This is a genomic window from Vallitaleaceae bacterium 9-2 (genome assembly GCA_038396585.1).
Classification (GTDB): domain Bacteria; phylum Bacillota; class Clostridia; order Lachnospirales; family Vallitaleaceae; genus UBA1351.
In genome coordinates, this window is the sequence record CP121691.1 from 2,113,325 (window position 1) to 2,132,321 (window position 18,997).

An 18,997-nucleotide genomic window follows, 5' to 3' on the forward strand; every position below is an offset into this window, starting at 1 on the left:
AGAACCATCCTTTACTTTTCTCGATGGATTAAATTTGCAGTCAAATCAATCAGTGCTTGTTTTCCCGGCGCCTCCGGCAATTTTTCAATAAGTGCCAGCGCTCTTTTATTGTAGCGCAGCGCAAGCTCCCGGGTTTTTTCAACGCCACCAAGATTTTTGATAAGTTCAAAAATACGTTCTTTGTTCTTACTTATGCCATCTGAGTGTTCTAAAAGGTCTTTTAACTCTTGCCGTTCGGGTGTTTTTTCTCCTTGCATCGCAAACAACACAGGAATATTATAGTAACCTTTAAGCATATCTTTTTCCAAATCTTTGCCGACTTCTATAACGCTACCTTCATAGTCCAGCAAGTCATCTACAAGTTGGAATACCATACCAATCTCATGACCAATACGCGCAAGCAATTTCACCGTATCTTCCGGTGCCTTGGCATAGTACGCGCCTGAACTTAGGCTGATGGAAAAAAGTGTTGCGGTTTTTCGTGATACGATACGTAAGTAATTAAGTGGATTAACATGCACATTAAAACGATGCTTATGCTGTTTCATCTCACCGATACATATCTGATTCATTGCCTTTGCGATTTCAACCAACAATTCTTTTTTAATATCTAACTGGGAAAGCATAATAAAACAACGACTTAAAATAAAGTCTCCCATATAGATTGCATATTCTTTTGAATATCTTGACTGAATCGACTCTTGGCCCCGCCGTAGCTTTGACTCATCAATAACATCATCATGAATCAGCGTCGCCACATGAAGGGATTCTACTGCTGCTGCCAAACGAATTAAATTGTGTTCTTGCTTTTTAGTCGTTTTCTTTCCAAAACTGGCACCAATAAGCAAAAAACGCGGACGCAATAATTTCCCCGTTGTCTCCTTTACATAGTTAAGAGAACCATTAAGATAATGGTCCCCTGTAACTAATTCTTTATGCATGATTGTTTTTACTTGTTCTAATTGTTCGTTAATTCCCATGATTTTTCCCCAGACTAATTCGAATTATGTTTAATCAGTAAATAAATACCACTTTTTAACAAACCCTATACGTTTCCATTGTTTTTTCAAGAATGGAAGCACATAATAATCTAAGCCAAATGTTGATCCGGAACCACCAATTGTAGCCACTCCGGCAATCATATACCAAAGCATCTCGTTTGGAGCCATTCCAGAAGCCCAAATCATCATTCCCATTGCAATAGAAACAATCGATGCTAATGCGCTAAATAAACCACCAAGTAAACAAAGTCCGACAATAATTTCTCCAATAACCATTCCTGTTTGGAAGATAGATGCCAATGCTGTATATCCACCATCTGGTGTGTAGAACATTAAGTCCATCGACCAGTCAACCATATTGGTAATAAATTCTGGAACCGGTAATGCCGTAACTGCCTCTGCACCTTCTTCAACCCATTCACTTGCTGCCGCTGTCGCATCAGCCACTGGCGCCGCAGGGATTAAGAAAATATCTGTTGGGTCTTTAATGACTTGTCCTATTTTTGCAAGACCTTCCATTAACCACTTAAATCCTAAGAACATACGTAAAGGTACAAGCCAGAAATTAGGTGATCGCTTCGCAAAATAACCACCAACAAAGCTTCGTCGATCTTCTACATGGAAAATCTCATGCATCAAATATGTCCATACTTTGTTAAAGCCTGCAACTTGTATAAAATAAATCATATTGATAAAATGCTTGATAAACATCGCAATAAATCCAGAGAAGCAAAACTCTGTCTTATCGGTTCCGACTTGTGCAACACCATAGCGTCCACCAATACATACCATAGCACCGTGGAAAGCAGGCTTGTATTCTTTTAACTCCGTTTTTTTAACAGATGCTTCAATATTGTGTGCTACTGTTGATGCTGAATGTTCTGCATTTTCAACCATTTGAGGCACAGGACGGTCTTCTCCTTCAGGAATGTAGAAAATGTTATCTCCAACAACAAAAACGTCTTCTTGACCTTTTGCACGTAAATATTGATCTGTCTGTACACGGTTACGCCCAACTTTTTCAATATCATCAAGGCTTCCCATTAAGTCACTACCTTCAACACCTGCCGCCCAAATAACGGTATGTGTTTCGATAGTTCCTTTTCCTTCAATCGTTACGAAGTTCTCTTTAACCTCAGTTATGTTTGAACTTGTTAATACTTCAACACCAAGTTTATGAAGACGTTTTACCGTCTTATTAATCAATTTATCTTTAAACGTTGGGAGTACTTTTGGTACCATATCCACAACATAAATCTTCACTTCTTCAGGATCAATAGAGAATCTATGACACAAACTCGTCTTCCATTCCGCTAATTCTCCAACCATCTCTATCCCAGTAAATCCACTTCCGATAACCATGAACGTTAATAGATTACGACGACGGACAGGATCTGTTTCTACACTTGCTTCACCCATAATCTCAATGATGTGGCTTTTAATTCTTATTGCATCTTCATATGACCATAGTGTCAAAGCATGTTCTTTGGCTCCATCACAGTTATAAAATGTTGGTTTTGAACCTGTACCTAACACGAGGTAATCATATGTATAATCTTTTACTTTTCCTTGCAGTTTTTTTGCATTAAAGTCGATGTTTGAAATTTCATCTAAGACAATATCAACTTTTCTTCCTGCAAAAACTTTTTCTAAGTCAATACGTATAGCTTCTTCTGGAACACGTCCAGCAGCAACTTCATGTAATTCTGTTAACATCGTATGATACGAGTTTTTGTCAATTAATGTAATGCGAATATTTTCGTCTTTTTTGAATTTACGAGCCATCTTTTTCGCAGTTAAAATACCGCCATATCCGGCACCCAAAACAACTATATTTTTTTCTTTGCTCATGATATCGCTCCTTATTATTAGAAAGGCATCACCTTAAGATGATGCCCTTCAAAAATTCTAAAACCTTACGTTTTAGCTATTATTTTGCATCTGCTAAAGCTTTTTCTGCTAATGCATAGAAATCATTAACATGAATAGATACACCTGAGATTACGTCAACATGACCTTCATCATCAACGTATTCGATTGCTGTAACGTCTTGTGTTTCTAACAAGTAGTTTTCAACAGCTTCTGCTTGCTCATGCCATTCAGCACTTGCTCCAGCTTTTTCAACCATACCGTATTCACCGTTCATTGATGCTTCTTTTTTGTCTGCGCCGCTTTCATCAACAGCACTCCAGTTTACAGCTACAATATCACCAAATAATACAGTTACATCAATTGTACCTTTCCAACCGCTATCAGCAAATTGGTCTTCTTCTGCATGGTAAGCACCATCAGTGTAAGGACCTTTTTCTTGAGGACCGTTTGCTAAAGCTTTTTCTGCTAATGCATAGAAGTCATTAACATGAATTGTTACGCCAGAGATTACATCTACATGACCTTCGTCATCTTTGTATTCAATTGCTGTAACGTCTTGTGTTTCTAATAAGTAGTTTTCAACAGCTTCTGCTTGTTCATGCCATTCAGCAATTGCGCCGCCGTATTCAACCATACCATAAGCACCATTCATTGATGCTGTTTTTTTATCCACACCTGCTGTTTTGCTAATTGCTGTCCAGTTGATATCAACCATTTTTCCGTCTGCAACTTCAATAACGATTGCACCTTTCCAACCACTATCAGCAAATTCATCTTCTTGTGCATAGTAAAAACCATCCGCTAAACTACCAGCTTCAACAGCTGCATCATCTGATGTCTCATCTGTTGTTTCTTCTGTAGTCGCATCTTCTTGTGTTGTATCTGTTGTCTCATCTGTTGCAGGCTCATCTTTTCCACAACCTACAAATAAAGCGACAACTAATAACATTGTTAAAAATAAAGCAATAATCTTTCTCATTTAACTACCTCCATAAATATTATACATAGTTACAGACTTATGTCTGATAGGTGAATTATATTATTTTGACAAATAATTGTCAATGTTTTGGTCATATTGGTCATTTTGTTATTTAAGTCATTATTTTATGCTGGCAATGGCCTCAATCTCAATAAGCACATCTTTAGGCAGTCTAGCTACTTCTATCGCAGATCTTGCAGGATATGGTTGTTGAAAAAAAGACGCGTAGATTGCATTGACGTGTTCAAAATGATTTAAATCTTTCAAATATACCGTCATTTTAACAACCTTTTCCATCGTTAGTCCAGCTTCTGCTAAAATAGCTTGAACATTTTCTAACGATTGCCTTGCTTGATTATCAATTCCTGTAGGTATATCACCAGTTTGAGGATTGATGGGTATTTGACCTGATGTATAGAGAAAGTCCCCTATTTGAACAGCTTGCGAATAAGGTCCTATCGCCTTGGGCGCATTGCTTGTTATAATTGCTTTTTTTTCCATTTCTACCTCCCTTCACTTCTTACATTATATCGTATTTGCTTTTATAAAACAACAAACCGAAGAGTAAAACTCCTACACATATGAGTAAGTATATTCCGATACTTGGATTTAACATACCACCATAAATAATTGTCAATGCTCCGATTACAGCTATAATCGGCTTGACAAAACGGGAAAAAAAGCTTAAATCACTGAAATTTTTCATTGCATAAATATATAAGAAGATATAGACACCATAGACTAGCACTATAGGTATTTCATCAATTGCAATAAAACGTCCGAAAAGATTGTTTAAACTGGCGTACCACAAAAACAAATACGTAAACGATACAATTCCCGATGCAATTGCTGCACGCATAGGCATATGAAACCTAGGGTTGACTTTGGATAATACTTTGGGCATCGGTCCTTGTCCGCGAACTGCCAATGCATAAGGTCCGCGTATATTTGTTAGGACTAACCCATTTAAAGTCCCTAGACAAGAGACCACTACAAACGCTGTCAACAAAACAGCTGCAATAGGTCCAAAGAGAATGTTTGCCACCAACGTAACTGCATCATCACCTTGATTCATAATCTGCTGAGTTGGAAGCACTCCCGCAATTCCCAAGAAGTATGTGATATATACTAAAAATACAATTAACGCTCCCATAACCAAGGCTTTAGGCAGGTTTTTTTTAGAGTCTTTAATTTCATTATTGATTGTGATAGCTACAATCCACCCCTCATAGGCAAATGCTGATGCCACCACCGCAGAGGAAAGGGTACTGCTTTTACTTCCTACTGTATAGGATGCTTCAATAAAATTATCATATGTCATGCCATTAATCACGCCATAAATTGTACCTGCAACAGCAATTAAGAGTAGCGGTATCAATTTGATAATAGTTGTTCCAACTTGCAAATCTCCTGCAATTTTAGGCGCAACAGAGTTAAGAATATACATAAATAACAAGAAAAAAGCTGCAAGATACCAAATAATATTAGGATCTACATCTCCAAGATTAAATAGAGAGACGGTATATCGCGCGGATACCCAAGCTAAAATAGCAGTTAGCGGAGAAAAGTACAGTATCCAATTAAACCAGCCAACTAAATACCCTGCTTTTTTCCCGTATGCAGCTTCTGTATAATCTACAATACCATTCGTTTTTTCAATACGTTGTGCATAATCGGCAAAGACAAGTGCACCAAAAACCATGGCAATAGCTCCAAGTCCCCATGCAAGCAATCCTAAAATTAAATTTCCTTGGGTCGATATTAATACATCGTCTGCTTTAAAAAAGACACCTGAACCAATAACAACTCCGACAACCATGGCTACAGCTGTAAATAGCCCATATTTTTTTTCAAGGTTTTCCATAATTTTCTCCTTGTATTTTCTATTTTATTTGTTACAATTATAATATAGTAATGTTATGTTTTACTATGAATGACCATTCATCATAAATATCGAGGAGGTATGTATGACGTATAAAGAAGTAATTAAAAAATTAGAATCTATCGGTCTTGAAATCGACTATGATTTTATTGACAAAGAAGTCAAAGATCTTGATCAAGAATGCGATAACCCTAATGATTTCGAAGCAAAAATTCGTGCACACCAAAAGTAAAGACCATGAGCAAATAACAAAGAGGCATAGCCTCTTTGTTTTATGATGTTCTTCCTAAAATTTTATACAGCACTTGATATAATATCGTTGCTTCTTCTTCAGTTATATTCATTTCTTTGGCCATTGCATGAGGAATAAAGAGCGCTTTATTCTTAAGCTCCCATCCCTCTGGCGTCAACTCTACAACAACGCTACGTTCATCTTCTGGCAATCGGCGTCTACGGACCCAATGTTGCTTTTCCAGCTTTTTTACCACGGGTGTTAACGTTCCGGAATCAAGAAAAAGCTTTTCCCCTAACTGTTTAACCGTTAATTCTTTATGTTCCCATAGTACGAGTAACGTAAGATACTGTGTATATGTTAATCCAATTTCATCCAAATATGGTCTATAACGTTTTATAATTTCCTTAGAAGCTGCATATAAAGGAAAGCAAAGCTGGTTGTCTAATCTTAATGCATTATCGTCCATTATCGATGCATCACTCCTTTAAAAACTTTTTTTCGCCTGTTCAATAACTTCTATGACACGGTCACACCACTGATCAAATTCCGGGTCTTTTTTTTGCATGTCTTCATGGGACAAATGATAGTCTATGCTTTCACGAATACCTTGATCAAAGCGTGTTGTTGCCACAAACTCAGGAACAAGCCGCTTTAGTTTAGCGTTATCAAAAACAACAGAATTTGCCTTATCACCTAAAAGTCCACCGTTAAAGTCATAGGAACTTGTTGCATCTAAAAACTCTGAAGCAACATGTACTGCATAAAGCGGTCTGTCACAGGCATTAGCAATCGATTGATAGATTTGATTCCATGTTAGACTTTCATCCGAAGTAATCTGAACCGCTTCTCCAATGGCATGTAGATTTCCCATTAAACCTATAAAACCTTTTGCAAAATCACGTGAATGGGTCATCGTCCAAAGGGACGTTCCATCTCCATGAATAATAACCGGCTTTTCATCAAGTATACGTTGAACTACAGACCAACCACCGTTATCTCCATGAACACCTAGCGGAATAGAGCGGGCATCATAGGTGTGACTTGGGCGAACAATCGTCACCGGAAATCCACTTTCTCTATATTGGGTCATTAAATACTCTTCACATGCAATTTTATCTCTAGAATATTGCCACTTAGGATTGGATAATGGAGTTCCTTCAGTAATCCGATAATCGGACAATGGTTTTTGGTATGCTGATGCTGAACTTATGAAAATATATTGACGCGTTCTTTCTTTAAAAAGTCGTACATCCCTCTGAACATGTTCTGGTACAAAGGCAATAAAGTCACATACCACATCAAATGTCAGGTCTTTAATACGTTCGTGTATTTGTTCCTCATCATTGATATCTCCATGAATCAGATGAAGGTTCTTGCCATCTAAATCATGCTTGCGATTCCCTCGATTTAAAATATATAGCTCCCATCCAAGTTCAAGTAATTTTTTGCTAATGGATAAGCTTATAGTCCCAGTTCCTCCAATAAATAAAGCCTTCATCTACCTTCTCCTCTCCAATGCATTTATGTTTTTCCTCAAAAATGGTGTCACAATACATGTGACACCATTTTATTATACTAGGAAATATAAACTTTTACAATGCATGGATTTCTTCGACTAAGCGTTCCAAATCCTTGTCAATTTTGGCGTAATCATCTTTTTTGGCTTCACCTTTAAAGATGTGAGAATCGACCACATTCCATTTCATACGCATACGTTCCATAATTTCATTAAATTCCTTAACCGTACCTGGCGCCCAACCATGAGATCCAAAGCAATAAGACAAACGGTTAACAATGCGTTTACGTCCTATTTCTTCTAAAGACATAGCTACTGGTGGGAACATATTATATTCATAGGTTGGCGCAGCTACAATAATTGTTGCTGATGCCAAGGCAGAGGTTAATACCTGCCCTAAGGATGTCTCAGGTACACGATGCGCATGTACTTTTAAACCTTTATTTGTCAAATACTTAACAGCATGATCAACAGCTTTTTCCGTCATGCCATACATAGATCCCCAGAGGATCATAACTTCTTCTTTTTTTCCATGGTTTAAGCTGTACTCAATGTATCGCTTATAAATATCAATAATTGTCTGTGGATTTTTTCTCCAAATCAAACCATGCCCCGGCGCAATAACTTCCACAGGTAACGCTTCTGATTTTTCAACAGCTTTTTTTACTTGGTGGGAAAAAGTTGCGAGAACATTGGCATAGTATCTTAATCCCTCTTCTTCAAAAAATGGGTGTGTATCCGGATTAAAATCATCATCAAAAACATGTCCTTCAAATAATCCAAAGGTACCAAACAAGTCACAAGGAAATAACGTTTTTGATTGTGTATCAAATGTCATCATCGTCTCGGGCCAATGTACATTAGGAATCTCTGAAAATTCTAATACACGTCCTTGGCCAAGATCTAATTGATCACCTTCTTTAACAACCATAATGTTTTCTTCGTGTTCATAAAAGTGGGTCATTAAAGCGGCTGCTTTTTGTGTACAAACGATTTTAAAATCATTGGTAATCTTTTTAAGGTCTTCAATCCATCCCGAATGGTCCGGCTCCATGTGATTAACAACAAGGTAGTCAATATCTTTTGGGTCAATATTAATCTCATCAAGCATTTTGATTAATGTCTCAGGTACACCATCCCATCCGCAAACACCATCAATAATCGCTGTCTTTTCACCTTTTACGATGTATGAGTTAACTGTTACACCTTTTGGAATCTCCCAGATTCCTTCAAATAAAATATCTTCAACGGCTACAGATAATTGGTATATGCCGCTACTTACTTCTACTGGTTTCATATAATCTCTCCATTTCTTTTTACTTCATTAATGTTAAACAATAATGATTATCACGTGTATTATAGCTTATTTGAGGTATAAATTCAAGGTACTATAGAAGAAAATTTGACATTCGACCATATAATGATATAATATATTGAGCGATAAAAACGAATATAGGTCTTTTATCTATGTTCGCTATCATAAGGAGGTTTATATGCCAGTATTAAAAAGCGAAAAACGCAATGAACAACTGAACGGTAAACAACTTAGAAAAAATGGAATTATTCCTGCTATTCTATACGGAAAGAACTTAGAGGCTCCAGTAAAATTACAAATTAGCGAAAGTGACGCTATGCAATTTCTTAAAAAGAACTCTGCTGGTGCACAAGTAGAATTAACCGTTAATGGAGAAAAACAATTAGCAATGCTTAAAGATGTGTCTCGTACAGTTCTTAGCAACAACATTGAACACATTGATTTCCAAGCTTTAACTGCAGGTGAAAAAGTTAAAGTAAGTGCACACATCAACTTCTTAAATGGAGAAAAGGCACCTGCTGATGCACTTGTAAGCGAATACCTACAAGAAATCGAGTACGAATCATTACCTCAATATCTTGTAGACCACATTGATGTTGATCTTGCAGGTCTTCAAATTGGAGATTCTATCCAAGTTAAAGATTTAGACATGTTTAAAGATGATAATTACAACGTAATTACTCCTGAAGATTCAACAATCGTTGTTCTTTCATTAGCGAAAGAAGAATCTGTGGAATCTGATGAGAACGCAGATGCTGAAGTACCAGTTATTGGTGCTGACGAAGAATAATACATTCTTACATAACATCGATTCTAAAACAGCTGATATATATCAGCTGTTTTTTTGTTTCTACTTTGCTAAAGAACATATCCTGCCTTTGTCTGCCGTTGTTTTCCACAATATTTACAATAATCTGGTGCCACTTGCGAAAATGCATCGTCCTCTGATAGTATTTTATTACTATAGTCTCGACTTATGCGACCATCACTTAATTCAATGACACGGTCTGACTTTGCCGCTATATGATCATTATGTGTAACAATAATGATGGTCGTCTTAAGGTTTGCGTTGATTTCGCGAAACAGACGATATACTTGTTGTGTCGACTCACTATCTAAGTTCCCTGTCGGCTCATCCCCTAAAAGAATCGCCGGCTCATTAATCAACGCTCGTGCAATCGCTACACGTTGCTGCTGACCACCTGAGAGGTTGGTCGCTTTATTGTTCATATATTCTTTGAGTCCCACAAGTTCAAGCAATTCCTTTGCTCGCTTTAAGCGTTTGTTATGGGATCTTCCCTCTTTAATCCATGTTGGAATTAACACATTTTCCAAAGCCGTAAATTCAGGTAACAAATGATGGAATTGAAAAATGAACCCTAAGTTTTCATTACGAAATACCGCCAACGCATCTTCATTCATTTGACCAAAATCAACACCATCAAAAATAATTTTTCCTTGTGTCGGTTGATCAAGCGCTCCCAAAATATTTAATAGTGTTGATTTTCCCGAGCCAGAGTAACCTATAATTGAAGTAAACTCTTCACGCGCAATTGAAAAATTTAAATCATGCAAGACTTTATTACGAATTGTTGTTCCATAGACTTTTGATAAATCAATAGCTTCCAACAATGTTTTTTGATTATCCATTACGTATCACCTCCACAGCATTTAAGCGCGCTGTTTTTCTTGCCGGAATTGCAGCCGCTAAGGTACTTGCTACAATCGCAATTACAATAATCACTATCAAGCTCTTATATTCAACCGTCAAAGCAAATAGGGGCGTCCCTGTTTCTATCGATGTTCCAAACAAAAAACCATAGACCAATGCAATGCCTAGTCCGGCACCTAATATTGCCCCCAAAAAGCCTAATATCGCCCCTTCAAGTAGAAAGATACGACTGGCATGTTTGTTTTTTGTTCCCATGGCTTTTAATATGCCTAGCTGCTTTGATTTTTGAACGACCGAAACTGCCAACACACTGGCAATTCCAAGTGTAATAGCCAATAGTACAAAGACCTGTATCATGATGGAAGACGAACTTTGACTTTGAAGCGCGGTCAATAAGGAACGATTACTGTCAATCCAATTACCTACTTCAACGTTTGCCAGACGTTGTTCTAAGTCTTCGTCTATTACTTGGGCATCAAAGATTTCTTGAATTTGCATCTCAATTTTTGATACCCTGTTGCCTAATCCAACAATTTTTTGCGCTTGATTGAGATCTAAAAGCACCCATGTTGCATTACTTCCTTCATTGCCTAAATCAAAGATTCCGGCAACTGAATAATTTTGAACTACACCATTGGGTAGGGATAAGCGAATGCTTTGTTCCCTAGCTATTGCATATTTATCTGCAATCCCTTTTCCAATGAGTACTTGATTACCACTTAACTCACGGGTTTGTACATCTAAACGATTAATAATTTTATAAATCGCATCTGCCTGCTCTAGTTTGACGCCTTTTATTTGTACCGGAACCGCTTCTGAAGTCGTAACTATAAATCCGTTACTTTCAACTAATGGAGATATCGCAACAATGTCTTCACGTTGGTCGACAATCTCCATAATACTCTCCCATTCCAGTAACTTCGTCTCACTATCAAACTCTGATTCTCCTTGAATCCAAACATGTGGGCTACTTCCAACCGTTTGGTTAATCAAGTCTGCCTGCAAGCCCGTAATCAGGGTATTTAAAAAAACTTGTACCGCGACGCCAACAGCAATTCCCATAAGAATAAATACTGTCTGTCCACGTCCTTCACGCAAAAAACGCAATGCTACTTTTAATTCAAACAGCATCATTTATCACCTCTTGTATTTCCACCCTATCTCCAGGTGCTATATCCAAAGGCGCGACAATAATATCTTGAGGCGCCAATCCATCCATAACATAAATCATCTCTTTATTTTGATTTTGAATCTTGATTGGTCGCGTCTCTACACGTCCTTGTGCATTAATGACAAGAACTGTCGTTGGATTATCTCCATAGAGATAGTCACCTGGGATTAAAACAACGTCATTTAAACTTGTAGTTATAACCTCAACCCGTACTGACATATTACGAATCAATGCCTCTCTTCCCTCAACTACCTCAACTTTGACGCCAATCGTCCCCGTTTCTTTATTGACCTGAGAATCAAAACCTGTGATGCGTCCCGTAAAGGTTTGATCAGCGTAGGCTTCTGCTGTTAACATCGCCTCTTGACCGATGGCAAGAGTACCAATATATTTTTCATCCACTTCCACCCATACGACTTTTTTGTTTGCCAACCCTATTTGCATAATATCTTGTCCGGCTTGAACCAGTTCACCTTGATTAATATAAATATCAAGTATCACAGCTTCAAACGGGCTATGTATAGAATATTTATTTAACTCTAAGGCTTGTTGATCGAGTTGCTCTTTTGCCACATCAACAGAAGCCTTTAATTCTTTGCTAATCAATGCAGGATTATTAAGTGCGTTTAGCGATGCCTTTCCCACCTCAATATTATTTTCAATAACCTCTTGTTCATTTTTGACACTTTCTAATTCAGAATAAGAAATCACGCCTTCATCATAAAGCTGCTGAAGTTTTATAAGTTCCGTGTCCAACTGTTGTTGGGCTAGCTTATATCCATCTATTTCAATGTTTTTTGTCTGTCGCTGTTGCGAAACATTTCGCAAAGCAGCTTCATAATTCTTAAGATAGTCTTCATATCTTGATTGCGCCAGCACCAAAGCCCCTTCTAAATCTTGATACATCTGACGTGCTTTTACGTCATCAATACTTGCAATGATGGCTCCCTGAGCAACCTTATCCCCTTCTTGTATATAAATCTCATTCAGTTTTCCTGACACCTCCGCTTGTATTGATGTCTCAATCTCATATTCAACATAGCCTACTGCACTTATTCCCTCTTCATAATCACCTGTTGACACTGTATATCCAGCCACTTTTTTTGGCATTTGGCTATAATACACCAATGTACCACTTGCTACGATGACAAAAATAATTAATCCAATGCTCAATTTCTTTTTCATGCGTATGGCATCCTCCTATCAACTTATTCTCTTTTGATAATAATTATTATATCACTAAATGTGATATATTGTAAATATATTTTCATAAAATATGCTTTCGCGCAATAAAAAAAGGTTGATGCCAATATTTCGGCAGCAACCTTTAGCTATCTTGAGATATCCAGTTATATATTATTGGTTCCCATCTAAGGAAAGTATCTTCGCATAAAGTTCAGGGCGTCTATCCCTAAATACACCCCATTCAATACGTTGATGCATAAGCTCGTCCAAATCAAATGTAGCTAATAGAATCTCCTCTTGATCACGGCTGGCTTGGCGAATCACCTCTCCGGTTCCATCTGTAATAAACGATGTCCCATAAAATGTTATGGTCGAATCTTCGATGTACTCCTGACCAATACGATTAGACGCAATCACCGGAACAAGATTACTCGCAGAATGTCCCGTCATACAGCGTTGCCAATGGCGGCTTGAATCAATTGTCGGATCTTCCGGCTCTGATCCAATCGCTGTAGGATAAAAAATAAGTTCCGCGCCCATAAGAGCCATAATGCGGGCTGCTTCCGGAAACCATTGATCCCAGCAAATACCTACACCAATAGTGCCATACATAGTCTTCCATACTTTAAACCCTGTATCTCCCGGGCTAAAATAGTATTTTTCTTCATATCCCGGACCATCTGGAATATGGCTTTTGCGATAGATATCTAAAACTGAACCGTCCGCATCGATAACAACAAGTGCATTGTACCTAGCATTGTTTTTCTTCTCAAAAAAACTAATCGGCAAGACAACTTTTAATTCTTTTGCAATTGCCTTAAAATGGTTAATTGCTTGATTTTCTTCTACCGTCGTTGCCAGATGATAATAGTCTGGATTTTCTTTTTGACAAAAATACAGGGTTTCAAAAAGTTCCTGCAATAAAACAATTTGTGCCCCTTCATTCACTGCTTGACGTACAAATTTTTCAGCTTTTTGTATATTCGCTTGAACGTGATCTGTACATGACATCTGTATTGCTGCTACAGTAACTTTACGCATTGTTCTTCACCTCTTTTGGAATCTGTTGAGTAATGCAATGGACATTACCCCCTTCTTTAATAAGCGCCATCCCATCTATCGTCACAATTTCTCGATCCGGATATATTTGGGCTAGTGTATTGATTGCTTTTTCATCATATGCTTTGGCATCTCCACCAAATACCGGCAAGATAACACCTCCATTAACCAGATAATAATTTAAATAACTTAGTGTTAGTCGTTTTCCATGATAAAACCTTGCTGGTGGTCCTTCAATCTCTATGCAGGCTAGTGGTCTATTCTTAGCATCTACGCTACCATTTAACGTTGCCATTGCTTTTTTACTGATGGAATAATTCGGATCATCCGGATTCGAGCATGTTTGAATAAGAATCGTTTGTTCTTTGGCAAAGCATGCAATATTGTCAATATGTCCATCCGTCTCATCACCGTATAGACCTTGATTCAACCAAATAATATGTTCAATTCCAAGATATTTTGCAAGTATGTTTTTTAGATCATCTTGATTCAAATGAGGGTTTCTATTTGGGTTCAATAGACATTCTTTTGTTGTCAAAAGGGTCCCTTCACCATCTACATGAATAGAACCTCCTTCCAAGACAATCTCTACATCAAGTCCTTGATAACCCAACGCTTCGTTTACCGTCTGTGCCACCGCATTATCCAATTCAAAATTCGGATACTTTTCTCCCCATGCATTAAATAACCACGAAATCCCCGTGAGTGTTTTTGATCTTAAATCCCAAACATAAGTAGGTCCGTTATCACGTATCCACGCATCATCATGTGCAATATTTAACCAATATACTTGTTCACTATCACAATACATCTTTGCAATCGCTTGTGTCTTGTCATCAACAAGGACATACACCGGCTCAAATTTTGCAATAGCCAAAATGACTTCGCTATAACCCCGACATACTTCTTCATAGTTTTCTTCCCATACCATGGAAGCTTTAACCGGCCAACTAATAAGGGTCCCTTCATGTTCTTCCCATTCAGCCGGCATTCTATATAATGCATTCATTTTTTTATCTCCTTTTTATGGCATATCTTACTCGCATCCCAATATACTTTCCAGCCCATCCTCCAATACTTCCAAGGAGCATAGCTAATAAAACAGTCACTGCAATCCACCGCCCGTCAACAGCTACAAACAAAGCATCACCAATAAAAAACTTTGAAATAACAATGGATGTTAGTACGGTTAACCCAGCATACGTCATTCCTACAAATATTCCGCGATAGGTTTTGTGTAAAAATATACTACAGATTAATTGGGTGCCTATACCAGTAATTAATATTGCAATTCCCATATATATCGTTATAACACTTAATATACCTGCCAATACGACATTAATTTTTAGAATGATATAAGATGTAGAAAAAAGATACACAACTGCACTCATAACCAACCCGATATATGCTCCCATAAACAAATACTTTGTTCCAGGAATTGGTAAAAAGCGACTTAAAAAAAGAACACCTACGCCTCCTGCAATAAGCATTGCCACCGACATACCGATCTGTGTGATTTCATGGGTCATCTGTTGATTTTTTTCTTGTTCACTCATTCTTGTCCTCCTATGCATTCCCCCTCATTATACACGTTTCGCTTATTATTTTCTAGACGAAGTTAAAGGTTTTATTCATATATGTTTAATATGTCATTGACAAACCCTATAATATGACCTATGATATAACATATGAACTTGAAAAAGGAGGATTTTCATGCGTATTTCAGCAAAAGGTCGTTACGCCATTGCTGCAACTATATATTTAGCCAAGCGCTATGCCAACGACGAATACATAACTGTTATTAGCATCTCTGAGGAGTTAGACATCTCAAAGATTTACCTGGAGCAAGTGTTTTCCCTACTTAAGCAAGGAGATATTGTATTATCCGTAAAAGGATCACAAGGTGGATATAAATTGACACGTCATCCCAAACACATTAATGTTTATGAGATTTTATCGCCCATTGAATCGGCTTTATTTGAAACCACCAAAGAGTCCGTAAAAAAATCAGCTGCACATATCGAACACTCTGCTCAACATCTTATCTATTTACCACTTGATCGAACACTTCAACAATTTTTTCAACAAATCACTTTGGAAGAGCTTGTCCTTGAAGCTGATAAACACAATGGCGAAGCCGGTTATATGTTTTATATTTAAATTGACTTTTTTTTATTTTAGCTCTATAATTACACGGTTATAGAGTTTTTTTATATTGAAGTAAGAATAAGGAGTGTATTGAATGAAATATATTAGCTTCGATACGTTACGCACATATGATTTTAATGGTATTCATTTTCTAAAACCTGATTTATATCTAAAAGAAATCGAATCTGTTCGTAATGCAGAATGGATTTTATTCCCCCCCTACTGGCAAGTTAACGCATTAGTCTATGGCTTGCATAAAAAAATCTTTCCAAGTCTTGCGACCTATCATCTAGGACACAATAAGATAGAGATGACACGCGTGCTAATGACTTCCTTTCCTGACTTTGTTCCTTATACAGAAATACTTAGTAATACAGACTACAATCAAGAATTTATCCTCACCTATTTTGATTATCCTTTTATTGCTAAAGAAGTGAAAAGCTCCATGGGTCAAGGTGTATATAAAATCGAAAACCTTAATGATTTTAAAGCTTATTGCGCTCTTACCGATACATTGTATATCCAAGAGTACTTGCCAATTGACAGGGATATGCGCATTATTTTTATTGGAGATCAAGTGGTAAGTTCCTATTGGCGTATTGCTGCAAAAGACAATTTTAAAAACAACGTCGCTCAAGGGGGACAAATCTCCTATGATCCGATCCCCATCGAAGCGATTCGTATTGTCTCACAAATTGCCATTTCTCTTGGTATCAACCATGCAGGGTTTGATGTTGCATATGTCAATGGAAAATACTATATTTTTGAGTTTAATGTTATGTTTGGTACACAAGGTCTCATTGACAAAAAAGTCCCCTATGGCTCCATTGTTCTTGACTATCTAAACCGCATGGAACTTGCGCAAAATTCATAGTCACTCTAAAGAGACCAAAAAGTCATGACAAGAATATATCCCACAAACGAAACAACCGTACTATAGACAAGCATTTGACTAAAAAACTCCGCTTCTTTTTGCTCTCTTATATATAAAGGTAATATATAAGGGGGCGGCAACAATAAAAATGCGACAAAGGATAGAGCAAACATTGGGTCGCTTATGCCTGACATCTTAATGGCCAGGAACATTGTACTCACTCCTAGTATCCCAACAATAAGAGCTCGTCCTCCTACATATGCAAGTACTTTAGCTGCACCACTCTTCTCAAACGTCATCGAATAGCCAATAACGATAAGTATTAACGGCGACGTCAGCGGCGTAATCATGGCTAGTGTAGCATAGACCCCTGCCCCAAGGGCTGTTAATCCAAAGGGGATATACATGCCGCTTAAATTAAATACAATCCCTAAAAATATTGCAATAATCGTTGGTGTCTTTAAAAAAGCGACCAGCGTTTTTTTAAATTGAAACGTGTGTCTATCTTTATTTTCCAATAGTGGCACATAGACAAACCAAATAAATAGTTCATGTCCAAAACCAATTAACATAATTGTAGCAAGGTGCTCGACACCCCATATAGCGCTAAAAAGCCCAACCCCAATCATACCAAATTCAAAGCCTGTAAAAAAACCTGAAGTAAAGCGTTCCGGAAAAAGACTGGGTGTTTTTTTGTGTAGAAGTTCTCCCATTCCATATAAAAGGCAACATAATAGAAATACCAGAACAAAGATCCAAATGTAGCTGATTTCAAGGTGAACTGTAGCAAAAGCCCCGAATAAAACTGCCGGCAAGGCAATCTTCACAATAATTGTTTTAAGTCCTTCGATAAGCACCGTATCAAATAGCTTGATTCTTCGTGCAAATATACCAATACCTATCATAATAATAATCGGTAGTAATCGTTCAACTAAAAGTATCATAGCATCTCCCATCCAAGCGCCTTACACACAGATAATACTGTAAATCGCTCTCGAATAATCGGACCTTGCTTCATTGCATAGATTATTTGATCTTTTGAATATTTTTCTCGAATATGCACAATCAATTTCTGATAGTCCTTAACAAGTTTCTCATAACTTAGCGCCTTATTAATGGCATGTCTTAATTCTAAGACCTGTTGATCTGTTAGTTGATAGTGTACCTGGACTTTATCCATATCCTCATAGAGACCTTGATATAACTTTAATACATCTTGGGTTGCCATCCCCACTTTAATTCCATGAAAGTCAACTTTTCGCCCTTCTTCTATAGCTTTCATCTCAAGTGTATGACTAATAAGGTGTTCTGCACCTGAAGCCGGTCTAGAATTGCCTACGTAATACATATAAATACCTGACTGTATTAAACTTTCACTGATAAACTCTCCAAGTTGTTGCTCTGTAGTGCCGCCATAGTGCAACCCTTCATCTGATATAATTAAGTGTTGCATTAAGGCATCAATGTATGCATACATTCCCTTATAAATTCTAGGACAAAAATATTCCCCATGAATAATATGACTCATCTTCCAGTCCGTCAGCGCCGTTATCTTGCCCAATAAATCCCCTAATCCAGCCACCACCATCTCTTTGGGCGCTTGATTAATCACATCTTTTTCTCCATATATCCGCTTTGCGACATGACAATAGTAGGTCTTTTTAAACCCTTGGACAAGAATTGGTGAAGCTGTGGAAGCATATCCATCCATTGACGGCGCGGACATAACAATCCAATATGGAATGTCTAGACGATAACTTACATATCGGCACAAATCGTTGATGGTTCCTGAGCCAATCCCCACCATAAGTTTTGTTCTGTCTGTGGTATGTAAGAGGATTTCGCCAACACCTTGTTCGTCAGGCAATACTTCCATGTTACGTTTAAGCTTAAGTATCGTATAGCCTTGTTCGTTTAATTGATGTATTAAGCATACATATGCTTCTGAAACCGGAATATCCGTAACAATAATAACCTCCTCTTTAGCATAAGTTTTTAAATCGTCAAGGATAACCTTATCAATATGATGTTCAATCTGTATTTTTTCAATACGTTCTACATGTTCTCTTCCACATTCACACTTCATGC

The 18,997-nt window shown here is 37.5% G+C and carries 20 protein-coding genes; 4 read left to right on the plus strand and 16 right to left on the minus strand.

The features are described from left to right. Positions 1–11 precede the first annotated feature (11 nt). The 5 genes from QBE53_10000 to QBE53_10020 form a co-directional block, all read right to left on the minus strand. Positions 12–980 (minus strand): polyprenyl synthetase family protein, encoded by a 969-nt coding sequence (locus tag QBE53_10000; protein ID WZL80138.1) that lies wholly within the window; start codon positions 978–980, stop codon positions 12–14. A gap of 30 nt (positions 981–1,010) precedes the next feature. After that, entirely contained in the window at positions 1,011–2,852 is a 1,842-nt protein-coding gene (locus tag QBE53_10005; GenBank protein ID WZL80139.1) for an NAD(P)/FAD-dependent oxidoreductase, read from the minus strand. 79 nt (positions 2,853–2,931) lie between these two features. After that, complete coding sequence (locus tag QBE53_10010) at positions 2,932–3,852, minus strand: FMN-binding protein (GenBank protein WZL80140.1); 921 nt, start codon at positions 3,850–3,852, stop codon at positions 2,932–2,934. A 120-nt stretch (positions 3,853–3,972) separates the two neighbouring features. Beyond that, positions 3,973–4,353, minus strand: a complete 381-nt coding sequence (locus QBE53_10015) for a RidA family protein (GenBank protein WZL80141.1) — start codon at positions 4,351–4,353, stop codon at positions 3,973–3,975. 19 nt (positions 4,354–4,372) lie between these two features. Then, entirely contained in the window at positions 4,373–5,716 is a 1,344-nt protein-coding gene (locus QBE53_10020; GenBank protein ID WZL80142.1) for an APC family permease, read from the minus strand. Between the two features lie 103 nt (positions 5,717–5,819). Between QBE53_10020 and QBE53_10025 the strand changes: the two genes are divergently transcribed. Further along, the gene (locus QBE53_10025; GenBank protein WZL80143.1) at positions 5,820–5,966 is read left to right on the plus strand and encodes a hypothetical protein; all 147 of its coding nucleotides are present in this window, start codon (positions 5,820–5,822) and stop codon (positions 5,964–5,966) included. 40 nt (positions 5,967–6,006) lie between these two features. Here QBE53_10025 and QBE53_10030 read toward each other — a convergent pair whose 3' ends face one another. The 3 genes from QBE53_10030 to QBE53_10040 form a co-directional block, all read right to left on the minus strand. After that, on the minus strand, positions 6,007–6,435 hold the full coding sequence (locus QBE53_10030; protein ID WZL80144.1) for a MarR family transcriptional regulator: 429 nt from the start codon (positions 6,433–6,435) through the stop codon (positions 6,007–6,009). Between the two features lie 18 nt (positions 6,436–6,453). Next, positions 6,454–7,467, minus strand: a complete 1,014-nt coding sequence (locus QBE53_10035; protein WZL80145.1) for an SDR family oxidoreductase — start codon at positions 7,465–7,467, stop codon at positions 6,454–6,456. A 94-nt stretch (positions 7,468–7,561) separates the two neighbouring features. After that, positions 7,562–8,782, minus strand: a complete 1,221-nt coding sequence (locus tag QBE53_10040) for an FprA family A-type flavoprotein (GenBank protein WZL80146.1) — start codon at positions 8,780–8,782, stop codon at positions 7,562–7,564. A gap of 196 nt (positions 8,783–8,978) precedes the next feature. Here QBE53_10040 and QBE53_10045 point away from each other — a divergent pair, with 196 nt between their 5' ends. Beyond that, positions 8,979–9,590: a 50S ribosomal protein L25 gene (locus tag QBE53_10045; GenBank protein ID WZL80147.1), complete on the plus strand. Its 612-nt coding sequence runs from the start codon at positions 8,979–8,981 to the stop codon at positions 9,588–9,590. Between the two features lie 68 nt (positions 9,591–9,658). On the opposite strand, the gene QBE53_10050 is transcribed toward QBE53_10045, so the two are convergent. From QBE53_10050 to QBE53_10075, 6 genes are all read right to left on the minus strand, one after another. Then, positions 9,659–10,450, minus strand: a complete 792-nt coding sequence (locus tag QBE53_10050) for an ABC transporter ATP-binding protein (protein ID WZL80148.1) — start codon at positions 10,448–10,450, stop codon at positions 9,659–9,661. Then, positions 10,443–11,606 (minus strand): FtsX-like permease family protein, encoded by a 1,164-nt coding sequence (locus QBE53_10055; GenBank protein WZL80149.1) that lies wholly within the window; start codon positions 11,604–11,606, stop codon positions 10,443–10,445. The genes QBE53_10050 and QBE53_10055 overlap by 8 nt, the downstream gene beginning before the upstream one ends. After that, positions 11,593–12,828 carry an efflux RND transporter periplasmic adaptor subunit gene (locus QBE53_10060; GenBank protein ID WZL80150.1) on the minus strand — a complete coding sequence of 412 codons (1,236 nt, stop codon included), beginning with the start codon at positions 12,826–12,828 and terminating at the stop codon, positions 11,593–11,595. The genes QBE53_10055 and QBE53_10060 overlap by 14 nt, the downstream gene beginning before the upstream one ends. Positions 12,829–12,999: 171 nt before the next feature. Continuing rightward, positions 13,000–13,869 carry an N-carbamoylputrescine amidase gene (aguB, locus tag QBE53_10065; protein WZL80151.1) on the minus strand — a complete coding sequence of 290 codons (870 nt, stop codon included), beginning with the start codon at positions 13,867–13,869 and terminating at the stop codon, positions 13,000–13,002. Then, positions 13,862–14,896: an agmatine deiminase family protein gene (locus tag QBE53_10070; GenBank protein WZL80152.1), complete on the minus strand. Its 1,035-nt coding sequence runs from the start codon at positions 14,894–14,896 to the stop codon at positions 13,862–13,864. The genes aguB and QBE53_10070 overlap by 8 nt, the downstream gene beginning before the upstream one ends. 4 nt (positions 14,897–14,900) lie before the next feature. Continuing rightward, on the minus strand, positions 14,901–15,443 hold the full coding sequence (locus QBE53_10075) for a hypothetical protein (protein WZL80153.1): 543 nt from the start codon (positions 15,441–15,443) through the stop codon (positions 14,901–14,903). A gap of 157 nt (positions 15,444–15,600) precedes the next feature. On the opposite strand from QBE53_10075, the gene QBE53_10080 reads away from it, so the two are divergent. Together QBE53_10080 and QBE53_10085 are read left to right on the plus strand one after the other, a co-directional pair. Then, on the plus strand, positions 15,601–16,047 hold the full coding sequence (locus tag QBE53_10080; GenBank protein WZL80154.1) for an Rrf2 family transcriptional regulator: 447 nt from the start codon (positions 15,601–15,603) through the stop codon (positions 16,045–16,047). A gap of 82 nt (positions 16,048–16,129) precedes the next feature. Next, positions 16,130–16,909, plus strand: a complete 780-nt coding sequence (locus QBE53_10085; GenBank protein WZL80155.1) for a hypothetical protein — start codon at positions 16,130–16,132, stop codon at positions 16,907–16,909. Positions 16,910–16,914: 5 nt separating this feature from the next. Here the strand turns inward: QBE53_10085 and QBE53_10090 are convergent, their stop codons facing one another. Both QBE53_10090 and QBE53_10095 read right to left on the minus strand, forming a co-directional pair. After that, positions 16,915–17,853, minus strand: a complete 939-nt coding sequence (locus tag QBE53_10090) for a hypothetical protein (protein WZL80156.1) — start codon at positions 17,851–17,853, stop codon at positions 16,915–16,917. Further along, entirely contained in the window at positions 17,850–18,995 is a 1,146-nt protein-coding gene (locus QBE53_10095; protein ID WZL80157.1) for an iron-containing alcohol dehydrogenase, read from the minus strand. Before QBE53_10095 ends, QBE53_10090 begins: the two co-directional genes overlap by 4 nt. Positions 18,996–18,997 lie beyond the last annotated feature (2 nt).

Coding starts and splice junctions, on each gene's coding strand:
- QBE53_10015 (WZL80141.1), bottom strand. CDS start 4,353: ATGGAAAAAAAAGCAATTATAACAAGCAATGCGCCCAAGGCGATAGGA.
- QBE53_10040 (WZL80146.1), bottom strand. CDS start 8,782: ATGAAACCAGTAGAAGTAAGTAGCGGCATATACCAATTATCTGTAGCC.
- QBE53_10075 (WZL80153.1), bottom strand. CDS start 15,443: ATGAGTGAACAAGAAAAAAATCAACAGATGACCCATGAAATCACACAG.
- QBE53_10080 (WZL80154.1), top strand. CDS start 15,601: ATGCGTATTTCAGCAAAAGGTCGTTACGCCATTGCTGCAACTATATAT.
- QBE53_10050 (WZL80148.1), bottom strand. CDS start 10,450: ATGGATAATCAAAAAACATTGTTGGAAGCTATTGATTTATCAAAAGTC.
- aguB (WZL80151.1), bottom strand. CDS start 13,869: ATGCGTAAAGTTACTGTAGCAGCAATACAGATGTCATGTACAGATCAC.
- QBE53_10010 (WZL80140.1), bottom strand. CDS start 3,852: ATGAGAAAGATTATTGCTTTATTTTTAACAATGTTATTAGTTGTCGCT.
- QBE53_10020 (WZL80142.1), bottom strand. CDS start 5,716: ATGGAAAACCTTGAAAAAAAATATGGGCTATTTACAGCTGTAGCCATG.
- QBE53_10005 (WZL80139.1), bottom strand. CDS start 2,852: ATGAGCAAAGAAAAAAATATAGTTGTTTTGGGTGCCGGATATGGCGGT.
- QBE53_10060 (WZL80150.1), bottom strand. CDS start 12,828: ATGAAAAAGAAATTGAGCATTGGATTAATTATTTTTGTCATCGTAGCA.
- QBE53_10000 (WZL80138.1), bottom strand. CDS start 980: ATGGGAATTAACGAACAATTAGAACAAGTAAAAACAATCATGCATAAA.
- QBE53_10025 (WZL80143.1), top strand. CDS start 5,820: ATGACGTATAAAGAAGTAATTAAAAAATTAGAATCTATCGGTCTTGAA.
- QBE53_10055 (WZL80149.1), bottom strand. CDS start 11,606: ATGATGCTGTTTGAATTAAAAGTAGCATTGCGTTTTTTGCGTGAAGGA.
- QBE53_10095 (WZL80157.1), bottom strand. CDS start 18,995: ATGAAGTGTGAATGTGGAAGAGAACATGTAGAACGTATTGAAAAAATA.
- QBE53_10045 (WZL80147.1), top strand. CDS start 8,979: ATGCCAGTATTAAAAAGCGAAAAACGCAATGAACAACTGAACGGTAAA.
- QBE53_10035 (WZL80145.1), bottom strand. CDS start 7,467: ATGAAGGCTTTATTTATTGGAGGAACTGGGACTATAAGCTTATCCATT.
- QBE53_10070 (WZL80152.1), bottom strand. CDS start 14,896: ATGAATGCATTATATAGAATGCCGGCTGAATGGGAAGAACATGAAGGG.
- QBE53_10085 (WZL80155.1), top strand. CDS start 16,130: ATGAAATATATTAGCTTCGATACGTTACGCACATATGATTTTAATGGT.
- QBE53_10030 (WZL80144.1), bottom strand. CDS start 6,435: ATGGACGATAATGCATTAAGATTAGACAACCAGCTTTGCTTTCCTTTA.
- QBE53_10090 (WZL80156.1), bottom strand. CDS start 17,853: ATGATACTTTTAGTTGAACGATTACTACCGATTATTATTATGATAGGT.